The following is a 17,530-nucleotide window of genomic DNA, read 5'->3' on the forward strand; positions in this document are numbered from 1 at the left end:
CGGCGCAAGATCAGGAGGATTCCGTGTCCACGACCGTCGAAGCCGTACAAGTCCTGCGTACCCGCTGGTCGTCCGAGAACGAGGCCGACCGGTTCACTGTGGACGACCCGGCGACCGGCCGGCCCCTGGCGGTCGTCCAGGGCGCCGACGCCGACCGGGTCGACCAGGCCGTCAGGACCGCCCACGAAGCCCACTACGCCTGGAAGGCCCGCACCCCGCGCGAGCGGGGCCGCTGGCTGTGGAAGGTCGCCCAGGTGATCCGCGAGCACGCCGACGAGATCGCGGCGCTGGAGTCCAGCGACAACGGCAAGCCGTTCTCCCAGGCACGCCAGTTCGACCTGGAGGGCGCGGTCACCGTCTTCGAGCTGTTCGCCAGCCTGTGCGAGGCGATGCCCGGCCAGGCCCGCGACGCGGGCAGCATGCTCGACGTCACGGTGCGCGAGCCGTTCGGCGTGGTGGGCGCGATCGTGCCGTTCAACTGGCCTCCGCTGCACACCGCGGGCAAGCTCGCCCCCGCCCTGGCGGCGGGCAACGCCGTGGTTCTGAAGCCGCCGGAGCAGGCGCCGCTGTCGGTGCTGCGGGTCGCCGAGCTGGTCCAGTCGGTGCTGCCGGACGACGTCGTGCACATCGTGCCCGGCGGCGCCCGGACCGGCGCCCACCTGGCCGGCCACAAGCTGGTCGGCAAGATCTCCTTCACCGGTGCGCCCACCACGGGCCGGGCCGTGGTCAAGACGGCCGCCGACAACCTGACGCCGACGCTGCTGGAGCTCGGCGGCAAGAACGCCCTGATGATCTTCGACGACGCCGATCTGGAGTCGGCCCTGCCCTGGGCGGTCGAGGGCGGCTACTTCAACCAGGGCGAGGCGTGCACCGCCGCCTCGCGGGTCCTGGTCCACGCCGACCTGCACGACGAGGTGGCCCGCCGCCTCGCGTCCGCCGTCGGGCGGCTGAAGGTCGGCGCCGGCTCCGACGCGGGCACCCACGTCGGCCCGCTGGTGAGCCCCGCGCAGCGGCAGCGGGTGCTGGACTACCTGGAGATCGGCGTCGGCGAGGGCGCCACGATCGCCGCGCAGGCGCCGCTGCCCACCGACCCGGACCTGGCGGACGGCTTCTACGTGCCGCCGACCCTGTTCACCGGCGTCACGCCCGGCATGCGGATCGCGCAGGAGGAGATCTTCGGGCCGGTCGTGTGCCTGATCCCCTTCCGTGACGAGGCCGAGGCCGTCCGCATCGCCAACGGCACCGAGTTCGGCCTGGTCGCCGGCGTGTTCACCCGTGACTCCGAGCGCGCCCTGCGGGTCAGCCGGGAGCTGCGGGCCGGCATCGTGTTCGTCAACCACTACAACCGCTCCTTCACCGGCACGCCGTTCGGCGGTGTGGGCGCCAGCGGATACGGGCGTGAGCACGCCCTGGAGACGCTGCAGGAGTACAGCTTCAGCCGCAGCCTGCGCCTGCCCTCCGGCCGCGAGGCGATCCCCCGCTGGGCGCCGTCCCTCGACGTCGTCGGCGAGGCCTGACAGCTGTCCGCACCTACCCGAGGTGGTCCAAGGTGAGTACGACGATGCGCGCGGCGGTCTGCGCCGAGGCTGGCGGTCCCGAGGTCCTGCGGATCCGCGAACTGCCGGTCCCCGAGGTCCGCGACGGCTGGAGCCTGGTACGCGTCGAAGGAGCGGGCCTGAACCGCTCCGAGCTGAGAACCCGTCAGGGGCACTCCCCGGGCGTCTCCTTCCCCCGCGTGCTCGGCATCGAGTGCGTGGGTACCGTGGCCGACTCCACCGACCCCCGGCTGCCGGCCGGGAGCACCGTCGCGGCGGTGATGGGGGAGATGGGCCGGGAGTTCGACGGCGGCTACGCGCAGTACGCGCTGCTGCCGAACGCCCTGCTGATGCCGGTGACCACCACCCTGCCCTGGGACGTCCTGGCCGCGTTGCCCGAGACCTACCTGACGGCCCGGGGCTCCCTGGACGCCCTGGGGATCGCACCGGACGGCGGCGGACGGCTGCTGATCCGCGGCGGGACCTCCTCCGTGGGGCTGGCGGCGGCCCAGATCGCCTCCGCCCACGGCGTCGAGACCGCGGCCACCACCCGCAGCAGGGACAAGGCAGAGGCGCTGAAGGCGGCCGGCGTCGACCACGTCCTCCTGGACGACGCCCAGCCGCTGGCCGACACCGTGCACGCGCTGTGGCCCGACGGCCCGGACCACGTCCTGGACCTCGTCGGGACCCGCACCGTGCCGGAGTCGCTGCGACTGGTGCGCCGCGGCGGAACGGTGTGCGTGGCGGGCTCGCTCAGCGGCTGGCTGATCCCCGGCTTCGAACCGATCGCCATGATCCCGACCGGGACCAGGCTCACCGCCTTCCACAGCGACACCCTCAAGGGCAGCACCGGCCAGGGTCTGCTGCAGCGGATCGTCGACGAGGTCGAGGCGGGGGTCTACCGGCCCAACCTCGACCGCGTCTTCGCCTTGGACGACATCGTGGCCGCCCACCGCCGCATGGAGGCCGACGAGGCCACGGGCAAGACGGTCGTGCTGCCCTGGGCGGACGCCACCGGCGCGGCAACCGCCGATCGAGCCGGACGAGCGTGACGAGCCGGACGAGCGGGACGAGCCGGACGAGGCACCACCGCGTGACGAGAATCCACTTCCTATGCGGACCAGGAGCGCTGCCATGATGACCGAGTTCATCGAGACCGCCGTCGTCGGAGGGGGCCAGCAAGGGTGCTCGGTCGCGGGCTCGCTCGCCCGGCTCGGTTACCGGGCGGCGGTCTTCGAGCGAGGGGAGACCGGCCAGGCCTGGGCGAAGGAGCGCTGGGAGAGCCTGCGCGTCAACACACCCAACCGCACCGTCACCTTCCCCGGAATGCCCTACGACGGCGACGACCCCGAGGGATACATGCCGGCTCGCGAGGTCGCCGCGCGGCTGCGGCGCTACGTGGGCCAGGCGGGCATCGACGTGCGCGAGCACACGCCCGTGCTCTCGGTCGAGGCACCCGTCGACGCCCCCGCCCACCCCGACGCGCGCTTCAGGCTCCACCTGGACAACGGCCGGACCGTCGAGGCCCGCAACGTCGTCGCCGCGCTCGGCGGCTACTCCTCGCCGCGCCTGCCCGAACTGACCGCCCGGATCGACCCCTCGGTCACCCAGCTGCACACCCGCTTCTACCGCGACCCCCGGTCCCTGCCGCCCGGCGCGGTGCTCGTCGTGGGCTCGGGCAACAGCGGCCAGCAGATCGCCGAGGACCTGCGCGACGCCGGCCGGGAGGTCTACCTCGCGGTCGGCCGGCACAAGACCTCGCCGCGCCGCTACCGGGGTGCCCAGGTCCTGGACTGGCTGCAACTGCTGCCGCTGGAGGGCAACCTGGAGTCCGCGTCCGGAGGGCGCGGCAACTCGCCCGTACTGCCCGGCGTGTCCGTGCTCAGTGGCAAGGCCGGCGGCCGTGACCTCAGCCTCGGCGTGCTGGCGGGCAAGGGTGTCACCCTCGTCGGCACAGTCCGCGACGCGCGGGGCGGCATCCTGCTGCTGGAGGACAACGTCCGCGCGATCGCGCGCGACGCCGCCCGTGCCGAGACCGAACTCCTGCAGGCCATCGACAGCGCGATAGAGCGGCACGGCCTGGTCGTGCCCGAGCACACCCCCGTACCCCCCTTCGATTCCTCGCGGTTCGCGGACTACGGGGACAGGCTGGACCTGTCCGCCCGGAACATCACGACGATCGTCTGGGCCACGGGATTCGTGCCCGACTACCGCATCCTGCCCCGCGCCGCCCTGGACGACAGCGGCATGCCGGTGCACCGCGCGGGGGCCGGCACCCTGCCGGGGCTGTACTACGCGGGCCTGCCCGAAGGCGGCTCGGTGATGCCGCTGCTCATCGCCTCCACCCGGGTCCAGGCCGAGCGGGTCGCCCGCGGGATCCACCTGGACAACACCCTGCGCCACCGCTCACCGGCGGCGCTCGGCCGGCTCTGGGGCTGACCACCGGCGGCCCCGGCGATCAGCACCACGCAGGCAGCGGCGCCCGGCGGGTCCTCCCGCCGGGCGCCGCTGCGTCGGCTGCGCCTCGGCCGCTGCGTCGGCCGCGGGTCCGTCCCGCCTCGTGGCCGGTGCGCCGTTCTGCTGTCGCCCGGCCCGCGCCCGCATCCGGTCCGTGGCCGGGCCGGACAGACGGACCGGCCCGCGCCCGCACCTCGTCCGTGGCCGCGCCGGACAGCCGGTTGGCCGGACAGCCGGACGGCGCCGACCGGGATGCGGTCCCGGTCGGCGCCGTGCCGGAGCGGGCGGGGCGATCCGGCCGACGTCACGACGTCACGACGTCACGACGCCGCCGGCGCCGTCCCCGAGGACCGGGGGCGGCGCCGGCGGCGCGGGCACGTCAGGCCGGCCGGGGTACGACCTCCAGGCCCAGGGGGCCGTTGATGATGAAGGACTCCACGCGTGCGGGCTGCCGACCGGGGTGCGCCAGGGCGAGATCGGGCAGCCGGCCGAAGAGCGTGCTCAGGGCGACGTCCGCTTCCAGGCGGGCGAGGTGCGCGCCGAGGCAGAAGTGCGGCCCGTGACCGAACGCGAGGTGTTCCTTGCCGGGCCGCGTGGGGTCGAAGCGCTCCGGGCACCGCGGGTGCAGTTCCGGGTCGCGTCCGGCGGCCGCGAAGCCGACGGTGATCGCCTCACCCTTGCGGATGACGACGCCCTCGCCCAGGTCGATGTCCTCGAGGGCGCAGCGCATCGGTATGTGCATGATCGGGCCCTCGATGCGCAGCGTCTCCTCGATGACGTCCTGCCAGCCGATGGTCCCCTCCTGGATCCGGGCGAGGGTCCCGGGGTGGTCGAGGACGGCCTGCACGGCGCTGGTGATGAGATTGACGGTGGTCTCGTAACCGGCACCGATCATGAGGAAGAGCGTGCCGAGCAGTACGTCCTGCGACATCGGCTCCTGACCGGGGTCGGACGGCAGCAGCAGGTCGCTGGTCAGATCGGCGGCCGGGTGCTCCCGCTTGTACCGCAGCAGCTCGCCGAGCCGCTCGTACAGGGTGTTGCCGGCCGCCAGCGCCTCCTCCGGCCCGAGCGAGGAGTTGAGCACCGCGTCGATCCCCGTGCCGATCTCGGTACGCAGGTGGCCGGGGACGCCGAACAGGTCGCAGATGACCGTGATGGTCAGCGGCAGCGCCAGGGACTGGCGCACGTCGGCGACGGCGCCGGGCGGCAGCGCGGCCAGCGCGTCGACCAGGCGGTCTGCCGTCGCCTGGACCTGCGGACGCATCTGTTCCACCTTCCGCGGCGAGAACGTGGGGGCGACCCGCCGCCGGGACCTGCGGTGCTCCTCGCCGTAGAAGTTGAAGAAGCTCTGCTGCAGGGCGAGCGCGGCGAGCGGCCAGCCCTCGGGCATCTGGGCCAGGGCGGGCCAGTGCCGGCGCAAGTCGCGTGAGACGCGCGGATCGTTGGTCAACGCCTGGATGACGCTGTGCCGGGTCACCGCCCAGGCGCGGACGGGCCCCGGAAGCTCCACCGGCACGGCCGGCGCCTCGCGCAACGCAGCGGCCTCGGCGTGCATCGCACGGCCGGTGGGATCGAGAACGGGACATCTGGTGTCGGCCAAGGACGACATGGGGGGACTCCTTCGTTCGGGAACTGCACAGGGACTACCGCCGGTTCCTCCTAGCTCCTGGCCGTGGCGGGGGCGGTGGCGGTGGCGGTGGCGGTGGCGGTGGCGACGTCGGCGGACGCGGCCTCCGCCGTCGGCAGTCCGGCCGCGGCGTGCTGGCCGGGCGGGCCGGCGGAGCGCTCCCGCAGGAACAGCGAGGCGGCCAGGCCGATCACTCCGGCCGCCGCCATGTAGAGGGCGATCGGCGTCCAGCTGTGGTACTTGGCGAGCAGGGACGTGGCGATGAGCGGGCTGACGGCGCCACCGAGCAGACCGCCCACGTTGTAGCTGATGGACATCCCGGAGTAGCGCAGCGCCGTGGGGAACAGCTGCGGGTAGAACGCCCCTTGCACGCCGTAGTTCGCGGCGAACCCGGCGAACAGCACCAGGAAACCGAGCGCCATCAGCGGGAGGGAACGGGTGCCGAGCAGCGGGAACCAGGCGAACGGGGCCGCCGTCATGACGACGATGCCGCCGACGAAGACCGCCTTGCGGCTGCGCCGGTCACCCAGCCGGCCGAAGAACGGCATGGCGACGATCAGGAAGACGCACGACCCGGCGAGCAGCGTCAGCATCTGCGACCGGCTCACCTGGATGGTCGACGCGTACTTCAGCGAGAACACCGAACCGAGGTAGAAGACCAGGAACATCGGCAGCGCCGACAGCGACGCGCACAGGGTGAGCAGACCGTGGCGGGACAGGACGTCGAACGCCGGTACGGTCCTGACCGCGCCCTCGGACTTCACCCGCTCGAACTCGGGGGTCTCCGCGAGCCGCAGCCGGACGCGCAGCGCGAAGGCCACGAGCACCGCGCTGAAGAGGAACGGCAGCCGCCATGCCCACGACAGCACCTGCCGGTCGGGAAGCATCGTGACGAGCAGCAGGACGCCGTTGGCCAGCAGCAGCCCCCAGGCGTTGCCGGTGCCGACGACGGCGGTGAGGAAGCCCCGCCTGTTCGGCGGGGCACTCTCCAGCGCCATCAGGAATCCGCCGCTGGACTCGCCGCCGAGCGAGCACCCCTGGATGAACCGGAGGACCGTCAGCAGGATAGGGGCGGCGACGCCGATCGTCCGGTAGGTGGGGAGCAGGCCGATCAGTACCGTCGCGCCGCCCATCACGGTGAGCGTGGTGATCAGCGTCGTCTTGCGGCCCAGCCGGTCCCCGAAGTGCCCGAAGACCAAGGCACCGAGCGGCCGGCCCACGAACGCGACCGCGAACGTAGACAGCGACAGCAGCGTCGCGGTGGTGGGGGCGAACGAGGGGAAGAACAGTCTGCCGAAGTACAGCGACGAGAACGACCCGTAGACGAGGAACTCGTAGAACTCGATGCTGTTGCCGATGAGGCTGCTGAGCACGGCTCTCGTGCGCTGCCCCTCGGGTGTGAGGACGGGATTCATGGCGTCTCCGGGGCTCGATGGTCGACTGTGCCGGTGAGGCTCCGGGGCCGGGATCCGGCCCGGCGGGCCGCGCCGGGGAAGGTCCGCCGGCGGCGCAGCCCGCTCACCGATCGGATGAAACGCGCCTGGTCCGCGGCGGACGACGCCGCCCGGCGGCCACATTCGGCGCAACGGGGAGCTAGTGGTGGAAGTCCTCCTCCCACCACTCCTGTGCAGAGCGCGCGAGCCGCTGCTCCTCGCGCCTGCGCAGCTCGGCCCGCTGTGTCTTGCCGGAGATCGTCTTGGGCAGCTCGGCGAACTCGATCCGGCGTATCCGCTTGTAGGGCGCGAGGTGTTCGCGGGCGTGCGCGAGGATCTGCTGCGCGGTCCGCGCCTCCGGCCGGTAGTCGGCGGCGAGCGCCACGTACGCTTTGGGCACGGCCAGTCGCAGCGGCTCGGGTGAGGGCACCACCGCGGCATCGGCGACGGCCGCGTGCCGCAGCAGCACGCTCTCCAGTTCGAAGGGCGAGATCCGGTAGTCGGACGCCTTGAAGACGTCGTCACCGCGTCCCAGGTAGCGGAAGAGGCCCTCGGCGTCGCGGGTGGCGAAGTCGCCGGTGCGGTAGTGACCGCCGCGCATGGCGCGCGCGGTCGCCTCGGGATCGCCGAGGTACCCGCTCATCAGGCCGAGCGGCCGGCCGGCCAGCGGCAGGCAGATCTCGCCCTCCGCACCGCCGCCCCGGACGGGGGCGTCCGTCTGCGGGTCGAGCAGCGCCACGTCGTATCCCGGCAGCGCCCAGCCCAACGCGCCCTCCACGACCGGCATCCCCGGCGGGGTCCCGATCTGGGCGGTCGTCTCGGTCTGCCCGTAGCCGTCCCGTACCGTGACGCCCCAGGCGTCGCGGATGCGGTGCACGACCTCCGCGTTGAGGGGTTCCCCGGCGGCCACCGCCTCGCGCAGCGACATCGGCCACCGGGTGAGGTCCTCCTGGATCAGGCTCCGCCACACGGTGGGCGGCGCGCAGAAGGAGGTCGCCGCGCAGCGCGACATCGTCTCCAGCAGCGGACGCGCCGCGAACCGCGGCTGGTTGACGACGAGGACCGTCGCCTGCGCGTTCCAGGGGGCGAACAGACAGCTCCAGGCGTGTTTCGCCCACCCGGGCGAGGAGATGTTCAGGTGTACGTCGCCGGGGCGCAGGCCGATCCAGTACATGGTCGACAGGTGACCGACCGGATAGCTGAGCCCGGTGTGCCCGACCATCTTGGGGCGGGCGGTGGTGCCCGAGGTGAAGTAGATGAGCGAGGGCTCCTCGGGCCGGGTCCGTACCGTCTCGCGCAGCGGTGCGGCGGCGTAGGCCCGTTGGTAGTCCTGCCAGCCCGCAACCCGGTCCCCGACGGCGACGCGCGTCCATCCGCCGCGCAGTCCGTCGAGCCTGGGAGTGAGGTCGGCCTGTGCGATGACATGCCGCACCCCGCCGCGGTCCAGCCGTTCGGCCAGGTCGTCGGGGGTCAGCTGGACGGCCGCGGGGATCACCGCGGCGCCCAGCCGAAACGCGGCCAGCACGCACTCCCACAGTTCCACCCGGTTGCCGAGCATGAGCAGGACGCGGTCACCGCGCCCCACGCCGATCGACCGCAGCCATCCGGCGACCCGCCGGGAGCGCTCGGCCAGCTCGGCGAAGCTCACCGCCGTGTCGGCGAGCACCGCGCCCTGCCGGTCCAGGTCGACCACGCGCAGCGCGGTGGCGTCGTTGCCGTCGCAGATGACGTCGAACCAGTCCGCGACCCAGCTGAACGTTCCGCCGAGGTCGGGCCGGGGGAAGGCACGGGCGCGCGGCAGGTCCCCGTAGGAGGACAGCAGGTGGTCGCGGGCGCGCTGGAACTCGCCGGTCGCTGTACGCATGGTGGCTATCTCCCGTTGAAGGTCGCGCGACCGGGCCCGTCGGCGGCGAACCGCCGCATGCCGGTCAACCGGTCCTCGGTGGCGAACAGGGCCGCGAACACCGACCGTTCGATGGTCAACCCGGCGGCCAGATCGGTCGCCAGACCCTGGTCGACGGCCGTCTTGGCGGCGTGCAGGGCCAGTGCGGGGCCCTTCTCGAAGCGCCGCGCCCACTGCAGCGCGGTCTGCAGCACCCGGTCGGTCGGCGTGACCTGGTCCACCAGGCCCAGCTCCAGCGCCTCGTCCGCGCCGACCTGGCGTCCGGTGAAGATCAGCTCCTTGGCCTTGGCCGGACCGATCAGCCGCGGCAGCCGCTGGGTGCCGCCGGCCCCCGGGATGACGCCGAGCAGGATCTCGGGCAGCCCCAGGCGTGCCTCGCTGCCGCAGATGCGCGCGTCGGCCGTCAGCGCCAGCTCGCAACCGCCGCCCAGGGCCGGTCCGTTGATCGCGGCCACCACCGGCTTGGGGATGGCGCACACCGCGTCGAAGGCACCCTGGAGCACTGCCGCGTGCCGCACCATGTCGGCGTGCGTCATCGCGGCCATCTCCTTGATGTCCGCCCCCGCCGAGAAGGCCTCGGGCCCGCCGTGCAGGACCACCGCGCGGACCCGCTCGTCGGCCGCGGCCTGCTCGGCCGCACGGCGCAGCGCGGACTGCGCCGCACGGTCGAGCACGTTCAGCGGCGGCCGGTCCAGGCGCAGGACGCCCACCGCTCCGTCGATCTCCAGCCACGCGGAGGGGCGGTCCACCGCGGGCGCGGTCGTCATGACCACAGCAGGCCCCCGTTCACCTCGAGCACGTGGCCGTTGACGTAGCCCGACTCGGGACCGGCCAGGAAGACCGCGGCGTCGGCGGCCTCGTCGGCGCGGCCGGGCCGGCCGAGCGCCAGCCTGGTCCGGTAGCGCGACCAGATCTTGTCGTTGGCGGTCAGCTGCCGGCCCATCCCCTCGTCGAGGATGCCCGGGGCCAGGGAGTTGACCAGGATGCCGCGGGGGCCGAGCTCGATGGCGCTGACCCGGGTGAACATCTCCACCGCGGCCTTGGTGGCGCAGTAGCCGGCCGCCCCGATCGCGACCCGGGTCGCCATGCTGGAGGAGACGTTGACGATCCGGGCGGCCGGGCTGCGTTCCAGGTGGGGAATCGCCGCCTGGGTGCACAGGAACACCCCGGTCAGGTTGGTGGCCACCATGTCCTGCCAGTCGGCGACCGGCAGCCGGTCCACCCGCCCGTCCCGGCTCACACCGGCGTTGGCCACCAGGATGTCGACGCCGCCGAAGCGCTCGGCGGTCTCGGTCATCAGCGCGGTGACCGATTCGCTGCTGGTGACGTCGACCGGGACGTACGCGCCGCGGCCGGGGGCCAGGTCGAGGACCTCCTTGATGTCGTGGGGGTTGCGCGCCGCGCACACCACCCGCGCGCCCTCCAGCAGGTAGCGTTCCGCGATCGCCCGGCCCAGGCCCCGGGAGCCCCCGGTGATCACGGCCGTCTTTCCGGCGAGCCTCATCATGATCCTCCTTGCGTGACGTCGGGTACCGGGAGCACGGCGGAACAGCCGGCTGTACCGATCACATCGAAGGGCGAGCCGCAGCCGCGGCAGTCGTAGGGCACCTTGCACACCGCGCCGCCGAAGCGGCCGGCCCGCACGACGTCGTCGCTGCCGCAGTAGGGGCACCGGGGAGCGGCGCCCGCCACGCGGTACCCGGCGGTGCGCAGCGCGTCGTGGCCGGCGGTGGTCACGGCCGCGGGCGCCCACGCGCCGCGCTCCCACACGATCTCGATCCCGTGCCCCGGCGCCGCTTCGGTGAGCGCGGACCGTACCCGCCGGGCGATCTCGCCGCGGGCGGGGCAGCTGAGCCGGGTGGGGGCGAGGTGGACCACGATCCGGCCGCCGGTCCTGGACACCGAGCGCACCACGCCGAGGTCGCCCAGGCCCACGTCGATCTCCGGATCGCGCACGTCGGCGACCACCCCGGTGAGCGGGTCGGGGTTCACAGGAACACCTCCGGCGCGTAGTGCTCGCGGACGGCACGACCGCGCGCCAGGCAGTCCGCCAGGACGCTCCCGCCCCTCCCCGCGGCCCGCGGCACCGGCAGGTGCGGCAGGTGCGATCCGGGGCCGCCGCTGTCGCTGACCAGCGCGCCAAGACGCCCGTGCAGTTCCGCAGCCGCGGCCGAAGGGCCGTGCAGCTCCGCAGCCTCGGCCGAAGGGCCGGGCAGCGCACCCGCCGGGACGTCCTGCGGGCCGGCGCCGAACAGGTCGCCGGCGCTCCGCGTCACCTCGGCGTACGCCTGCGCGAACTCCGCGCGCGTCTCGGGCCAGGCGGCCAGCGCCCGCGCCCACCGCCGCCAGTGGTCCAGGTGGACCAGCTGCTCCTCGCGGACGGCGGCGATCGCGGGCTCGTCCGCGGCGCGCTCCTCGGCGAGCACGGTGACGGCCGCGGCGATCACCAGACCGCACGCCACGGTGGACGGCCAGTCGCCGAGCCGGGCGATGACCCGGGACACCCGCCACTGCGCCTGCGGCCGCTCGAAGAAGTGGGCGTCGGCGGCTGCCCCGTCGAATCCGTGCAGTGCCAGAACCGTCTCGGCGTGCGCCAGCGCCTCCTGGCCGATCGAGCCGACCGCCAGCGACTCCTCCAGGTCGATGTAGTCGACGATGCGCTCGCCCAGCCGGTTGCCCAGCACGAACAGGTCGTCGGCGAGCGCCAGCCACAGCCCGGTCAGGGCGCGGTCAGTGGCCTCGCGCGGGTCGCCGCCGCCTTCGGACGCGGAGCCGTCGGGGCGCTGCTGTGGGGCGACGGAGGGCGGCACGGCGGCGGAGGGCGCCGCGACGGCGGTGCCCGGGGCCGCGGCGGTGTCCGGGGCGGCGGAGCGGTCGATGCGACGCGTGGTGGGGAAGCGGGGCTGGCGGTGCGGCATCCGGGTCTTGGCGGCGAGCACGCCGCGGTCACCGGCGCCGGAGACGATCAGGTCGGTGCGCCGGACCACCCAGAGCCGGAAGAGGTCGTCGCGGCGCCCGTAGGTCTCCTTGGCCAGGTGCCAGGCGGCGTCCCGGCGCGGCGCGACGAGGGAGCCCACGTGGCTGAGCGCCGAGCCGGTGCCGGTCTGCGCGAACACCTCGTAGACGTCGGTGTCGGTGGGGACGTGCGGCATCACGCCACCCCCCGCAGCGCGCGCCGGTAGCGCGTATTGCGGTCCAGGGCCCCTCGCACCCAGTCCAGCCTGCGCTGCGACGCCGGGCCGCCGCCCGCGACGACCTTCTTCACCTCGGCCCAGTCGGGCATGGCGAACTCCCACTCGCCCGAGCTCGTCTGACGGACCATCGCGGGATCCACGTGCACGCCGAGCTTCCGGAAGACCGGAACGATCTTGCTCAGCCAGGCCTGGCGCAACTCGTCGTTGCCGTCGGGCTTCAGGCCGATCTGGTGCATGCGGTTGGCGTGCAGCGTCTCGGTGTCGGGCGGACCGAGGTACGCGAGCACCCGCGGCAGCCACATCTCGAACCCCTCCTGCACCCGGCGGCGCTGGTCGGCGTCACCGTGCGTCAGCACCTCGTGGGTCAGGTCCAGGGCGTGCTGGTAGTGGAAGGACTCCTCGCGCTCGATCTTGCGCAGCGCCCGGGCGTACGGCAGGTACACGCCCTTCATCAGCGAACGGAACTGGAGGATCGCCGCCGAGTTCATCAGGAGCAGCCCCGGGCCGAACTCCTCCCAGGACGCGAAGGAGTAGTGGAAGATGTTGTGCACCTTCGTGCGCCCCTCCAGGTAGTCCAGGAGGATCCGCTCGCGCGGCATGCCCAGGTCCTCGGCGACCCGCGCGGCCACGTGCCCGTGGCCCACCTCGTCCTGGATCTTGGCCATCAGCATCTGCCGCCTGGTGTAGCTGGGCGCGCGGTCCAGCCACTCGGCGAACGGCAGCACGCCCACCAGCTCGTTGAGCGCCTGTACGGTGGCGAACCGCCGGGCGCCCTCCCGCACCTCGTCGGGCATCGGGTCCCACAGTTCGTAGCAGCGGAGTTCCGCCGCGGTCGCGGTCGGCATGTCTCGGTCCTTTCGCAGCACTTGCGTGGTTTGCGGCGGTGTCGCGGGGCTCAGTACCAGCGGACGACGACGGCCCCCGCCGTCATGCCGCCGCCCACCCCGGCCAGCACCAGGCGCTCGCCCCGCCTGAACGGCCGCAGTTCGTTCTCCGCGCGCAGGGTGAGCGGGATGGAGGCCGTGGCGGTGTTGCCGAACTGCGGTGCCGTCAGCGGCACCCGGCCGGGGTCGATGCCGAGCTCACGCGTGCAGGCCTCCACCAGGCGGGTGTTGGCCTGATGCAGGATGAAGCGGTCCACGTCCTGCAGCCGGACCCCGGCCGAGTCGAGCGCCTCGCCGACGACCTTGGGCAGCACGCCGAGCGCGTACTCGCGCACCTCGCGGCCCCGCATGCGGAACTGGTGCTCGCCGGCCTCCCGGCTGCGGGCGTCCAGCGGGGTGCGGGTGCCGCCGGCGGGCACCTCGACCAGTTCACGGAGCTCGCCGTGGGCGACCAGCCGCCAGCCCAGCACGCCGTACCCGTCGGGCACCGGACCGAGCAGCACCGCGCCCGCCCCGTCGCCGAAGAGGCTGACGGTGCGCCGGTCGGAGCGGTTCATCAGCGAGGAGTAGATGTCGCTGCCGACCACCAGGGCGTGGTCGCCGCCCTCACCGGCCAGCCGCGCCGACAGCATCGACTCGGCGACCGCCAGCGCGTAGAGGAAACCGGAACAGACCGCGTTGACGTCGAACGCCGGGATGCCGGACAGACCGAGCTTGTTCTGCAGGATCGCCCCGGTGGAGGGCTGCGGCTGGTCGGGGGTCGACGTGGCCACGATCATCACACCGAGCCGGTCCGCCGCCTCCGGCAGCGCACCCAGCGCCTCGCGCGCGGCGTGCAGCGCCAGGTCGGAGGTGACGGTGCCGGGCTCCCGGTACCTGCGCTCCAGGATGCCGGTCCGCTCGACGATCCAGCTCTCCTGCGCGCCCGTCCACTCGGCGACCTGCGTGTTGTCTATGACCAGCGGCGGCACGTGCCCGCCGAGGCCGAGGAATCCGAAGCCCATCACGCCTCCCTCGCCGGAGCTTGTCCCTGCGGTTCCTGGGGTTCTTGCGATATCTGCGGTTCCTGCGGTTCTTGCGACACCTGGGGCTCTGGCGATACCTGCGGTTCCTGCGGTACCTGGACGACGGCGCAGGCCCAGGTCCAGGCCGCCCCACCGCTGATCACCAACGCGACGTCACCCGGCTGCAGCGGCACCCGGTCCCGCATGTCGGCCAGGTTCGCGAGGAAGTCCCCGCACCCCAGGTGGCCGGTGGTGGCGCCGAACCGCAGGGCCTCGGCCTTGAGCAGCTCGTTGATCACCGGGCCGTAGATGGAGTCCAGCAGGTTCGCCCCGAGCCGAGGGAGCGCGATGTACTTGATCCGCGGATCGTCGGGCTGGAGGCCCGCGTCGTGCAGGCTGTCCGCGATCACCTTGCGGATGTTCCGGCCGGCGACGGTCTCGAACTTCGTCTTGCCGTACTCCGCCAGATAGGACTTCTTGGGAGTGCGCAGGTCGATGAAGCCGTCGTGCCACATGGGCGCCGGGCTGAAGTCGTTGCCGTGCCGCATCATCAGCTCGAACTGGGCGTCGGTCGCGGTGGCCAGGGACAGGAGGGCGTAGTCGTCGGGCTCCGCGCCGCCGCGGTGCACCAGCGCCGCGGTCCCCGCGTCGCCGAAGCCGAGGCCGTAGTCGGAGGTCCAGCGGTCCATGCCGGGAGGACAGAACCGGTCGCCCGTGGTGACGAGCACCGCACCGAGCCCGGCGTCGGTGTCCAGGTGCATCGCGGCCAGCTGGAGGGCCAGCGCGCCCGCGTTGCAGCCCTGTTGGACGCCGTACGGCGTCGCATGGCCGGCTCCCACCGCGTTCGCCACGTAGTGCGGCGGCGACCACATGTCATGGCCCTGGTGGTAGATCCAGGTGTGCAGGACCAGGCCCACATCGGACGGGCTCCAGCCCGCGCGGCCTATCGCGGCACGGCCGGCCTGCGCCGCCATCTCGGGAGCGGACAGAGCGGCCGAGACCGGCAGGTGGCTGACGCCGAGCCGCTCCGCGTCCGCATCGGTCAGCTTCCCCGCCGCAACGGCATCCTCGACGTTCTCGCGGTCCGGTGGAAACCACGAGGTCACGGTCTTGATCCGCAGATCGTCTCCGAATTTCATCCAGGCTCCTTCGAAAGCTCGGGATCCGTATGCGGTGCGGGTCTCCGGCCGGCGAGCGGGGGCCGGGTGGGTGCTCGGCGGTTCGTCCGGCCGGGAAGCAGGGGCACGCCGTACGCCGCAACAGGCGCGGTGCGGTACGCGGGTCGTCCGCCGGTGGGAGGGGACATCGGCGCACCGGGTCACCAGCGGCATCCACGCCACAATCGCATACCTTCGCAGAGGTATGTAACTGCGGCAGGACGCGGTGTCCGTGAGCGGCCGCCGGGCCGTGCCGGGCCCGCGGGCGCTGCCTGCGCCGCCTTGGGTCGCGGGCGCCGCGGGAGGGGGTTGGTCACTGTGCAAGTGAGGACGGTCCCCACTTGCACAAGGGTGGGGACGTGAGTCGGGTGCGGGGGAGGGGGGTTGGCGGCCGTCGAAGCCGTCCGCGGCACGCCGGTGCGGGTGCGGGTGCGGGTGCGGGTGCTGGTGTGGGTGCTGGTGCTGGTGCTGGTGCTGGTGCTGGTGTCGGCGTCGGTACTGGTGCCGCTGTTTGGTGCGGCGCGGCGCGGCGCGGTGTCGGTGTCGGTGTCGATGTCGTGTCCGCCAGGCGAACGTGACGTCGGGGGAGTCGCGGTGACGGGTCCTCAACTGCGGTCCTCAACTGCGCCACATCTGTGTGGAGTTGACCGGTCCCACTTCCCGCTCCTGCTTCCCTCCGAGATTTACATACCTTTGCGAAGGGATTATTCTCGGGCCCTGGAACCCACCTCGGGCGGCCACCGCCCCGCTCACCCCGAAGGAAGAAGCCACACCATGGCCACCTCAGACTCCCGATCGCCACGGTGGGCCGGGTACACACTCGCCCTGCTGGCCTTCACCCAGTTCATCGTCACCATCGACTACAACATCGTCTATGTGGCGCTGCCGGACATCGGCAGTCGGCTCGGCTTCTCCGCACAGTCGCTGCAATGGGTCGTCAGCGCCTATGCGGTCGCGCTCGGCGGCCTGCTGCTGTTCGGAGGCCGTGCGGCCGACCGGATCGGCCCGCGACGCATGCTGGTCACCGGTCTGGTCATCTACGCCTTCTCCTCCCTCGCCGGCGGACTCGCGAACAACGCCGGGCTCCTGGTGGCCGCTCGCGCACTCCAGGGCGTGGGCGGTGCGCTGCTGACGCCGGCGACGCTGATGCTCGTCTTCACCACGTTCGCCCCGGGCCCCGAGCGCAACCGGGCCACATCCGTATGGGGCGCCATGGGCAGCGCGGGACTGGCGGCGGGCTCGCTGCTCGGCGGCGTGCTGACCAGCACTCTCGGCTGGAGCTGGGTCTTCTTCGTCAACGTCCCGCTCGCACTGGTCACGGCGTTCGCCGCCACCCGGATCCTGCCTCCCGACCGCCCGCTCGGCACCGGCCGCAGCTTCGACGCCGTCGGGGCCGTGGTCGCCACCATCGGCTCGACACTGCTGGTGTTCGGCCTGGTCAGCGGTCCGGCCAAGGGCTGGGGCTCGATCGAGGGCCTCGGCGCCCTGACGGTCGGCGCGCTGCTGTTGGCGGTCTTCGTGCTGATCGAGAAGCGCTCCATCGACCCGCTGGTGCCGCTGAGGCTGTTCGGCCTGCGGGGCCTGACCGTCGCCATGCTGGCGATGATCGTCTTCCAGGCCTCCCTGGGCGGCACGTACTACCTCCTCACCACCTACCTGCAGACCGCGCTCGACTACAGTCCGCTCGCCGCCGGCATCGCGTTCCTGCCGCCGACGGTGGTCTGCATGGCGGTGTCGATGAAGCTCAACGCCCGGGTGCTGGGTCACCTCGGCGTCCGTGCCACGCTCTTCCTCGGCACGGTCGGCACCGCCGTCGGACTGGCCGCGATCATCGTCGGCATGTCCACGCACGGCTCCTACTGGGCACTGCTGCCGGGCATCGCCATCTGGGGCGCCGGTGGCGGCTTCGCCTTCCCGTCTCTCTTCGTCGCGGTGGCGTCCTCGGGGGTCGAACCGGCCCAGCAGGGAGTCGCCTCGGCGCTCGCCTCCACATGCCGTCAGATCGGCGGCGCCCTCGGCCTCGCGGCCCTGGTGGCGGTGGCGAACTCCCACGCCGGCCACGATCCCGGCCCCCACGCGCTGGTCGGCGGGCTCCGGATGGCCGGGTGGGTCGCCGCCGCGGGCACGCTCGCCGGTGCGTTCATCGGACTCGGCCTGAAGAAGCAGCCCCGGCCGGCCCCCGCTCCTGCCACCACCCCGGCGTCGACGGCGGAGGCGGCCGAGGCTGCCACGCAGGCGGGCTGACGCCGCCTCAGCAGAATGCGGCTTGCGGCTTGCGGCATGCGGCATGCGGCACCCGGGACCCGGGACCGGGGCTTTCGTGCCTGCCAGATACG

General features: G+C 73.0%; 14 protein-coding genes. 4 read left to right on the plus strand and 10 right to left on the minus strand.

Annotation, left to right across the window (positions count from 1 at the left end):
- The first annotated feature begins 23 nt into the window (after positions 1–23).
- From ASD48_RS28970 to ASD48_RS28980, 3 genes are all read left to right on the plus strand, one after another.
- Entirely contained in the window at positions 24–1,517 is a 1,494-nt protein-coding gene (locus tag ASD48_RS28970; RefSeq protein WP_057604693.1) for an aldehyde dehydrogenase family protein, read from the plus strand.
- A 32-nt stretch (positions 1,518–1,549) separates the two neighbouring features.
- Positions 1,550–2,587: a zinc-binding dehydrogenase gene (locus tag ASD48_RS28975; protein ID WP_242432765.1), complete on the plus strand. Its 1,038-nt coding sequence runs from the start codon at positions 1,550–1,552 to the stop codon at positions 2,585–2,587.
- Between the two features lie 82 nt (positions 2,588–2,669).
- Positions 2,670–3,974 (plus strand): NAD(P)/FAD-dependent oxidoreductase, encoded by a 1,305-nt coding sequence (locus ASD48_RS28980; protein ID WP_057604695.1) that lies wholly within the window; start codon positions 2,670–2,672, stop codon positions 3,972–3,974.
- A 397-nt stretch (positions 3,975–4,371) separates the two neighbouring features.
- Here the strand turns inward: ASD48_RS28980 and ASD48_RS28985 are convergent, their stop codons facing one another.
- The 10 genes from ASD48_RS28985 to ASD48_RS29030 form a co-directional block, all read right to left on the minus strand.
- Complete coding sequence (locus ASD48_RS28985) at positions 4,372–5,601, minus strand: cytochrome P450 (protein ID WP_057604696.1); 1,230 nt, start codon at positions 5,599–5,601, stop codon at positions 4,372–4,374.
- A 50-nt stretch (positions 5,602–5,651) separates the two neighbouring features.
- Positions 5,652–7,034: an MFS transporter gene (locus ASD48_RS28990; protein ID WP_057604697.1), complete on the minus strand. Its 1,383-nt coding sequence runs from the start codon at positions 7,032–7,034 to the stop codon at positions 5,652–5,654.
- A 178-nt stretch (positions 7,035–7,212) separates the two neighbouring features.
- On the minus strand, positions 7,213–8,916 hold the full coding sequence (locus tag ASD48_RS28995) for an AMP-binding protein (RefSeq protein ID WP_057604698.1): 1,704 nt from the start codon (positions 8,914–8,916) through the stop codon (positions 7,213–7,215).
- Between the two features lie 5 nt (positions 8,917–8,921).
- On the minus strand, positions 8,922–9,722 hold the full coding sequence (locus tag ASD48_RS29000) for an enoyl-CoA hydratase-related protein (protein WP_057605036.1): 801 nt from the start codon (positions 9,720–9,722) through the stop codon (positions 8,922–8,924).
- The gene (locus ASD48_RS29005) at positions 9,719–10,459 is read right to left on the minus strand and encodes an SDR family NAD(P)-dependent oxidoreductase (RefSeq protein WP_057604699.1); all 741 of its coding nucleotides are present in this window, start codon (positions 10,457–10,459) and stop codon (positions 9,719–9,721) included. Before ASD48_RS29005 ends, ASD48_RS29000 begins: the two co-directional genes overlap by 4 nt.
- On the minus strand, positions 10,459–10,947 hold the full coding sequence (locus ASD48_RS44460; protein WP_057604700.1) for an iron-sulfur cluster assembly protein: 489 nt from the start codon (positions 10,945–10,947) through the stop codon (positions 10,459–10,461). The genes ASD48_RS29005 and ASD48_RS44460 overlap by 1 nt, the downstream gene beginning before the upstream one ends.
- Entirely contained in the window at positions 10,944–12,107 is a 1,164-nt protein-coding gene (locus ASD48_RS29015) for a Phenylacetic acid catabolic protein (protein ID WP_057604701.1), read from the minus strand. Before ASD48_RS29015 ends, ASD48_RS44460 begins: the two co-directional genes overlap by 4 nt.
- Positions 12,107–12,994: a Phenylacetic acid catabolic protein gene (locus ASD48_RS29020; RefSeq protein WP_057604702.1), complete on the minus strand. Its 888-nt coding sequence runs from the start codon at positions 12,992–12,994 to the stop codon at positions 12,107–12,109. The genes ASD48_RS29015 and ASD48_RS29020 overlap by 1 nt, the downstream gene beginning before the upstream one ends.
- A 50-nt stretch (positions 12,995–13,044) precedes the next feature.
- Positions 13,045–14,037: a ketoacyl-ACP synthase III gene (locus ASD48_RS29025; protein WP_057604703.1), complete on the minus strand. Its 993-nt coding sequence runs from the start codon at positions 14,035–14,037 to the stop codon at positions 13,045–13,047.
- Positions 14,037–15,176 (minus strand): ketoacyl-ACP synthase III family protein, encoded by a 1,140-nt coding sequence (locus ASD48_RS29030; RefSeq protein WP_057604704.1) that lies wholly within the window; start codon positions 15,174–15,176, stop codon positions 14,037–14,039. The genes ASD48_RS29025 and ASD48_RS29030 overlap by 1 nt, the downstream gene beginning before the upstream one ends.
- A 792-nt stretch (positions 15,177–15,968) precedes the next feature.
- Between ASD48_RS29030 and ASD48_RS29035 the strand changes: the two genes are divergently transcribed.
- Complete coding sequence (locus tag ASD48_RS29035; protein WP_057604705.1) at positions 15,969–17,438, plus strand: MFS transporter; 1,470 nt, start codon at positions 15,969–15,971, stop codon at positions 17,436–17,438.
- Positions 17,439–17,530 lie beyond the last annotated feature (92 nt).

This window comes from Streptomyces sp. Root1310, assembly GCF_001426425.1.
Classification (GTDB): Bacteria; Actinomycetota; Actinomycetes; order Streptomycetales; family Streptomycetaceae; genus Streptomyces.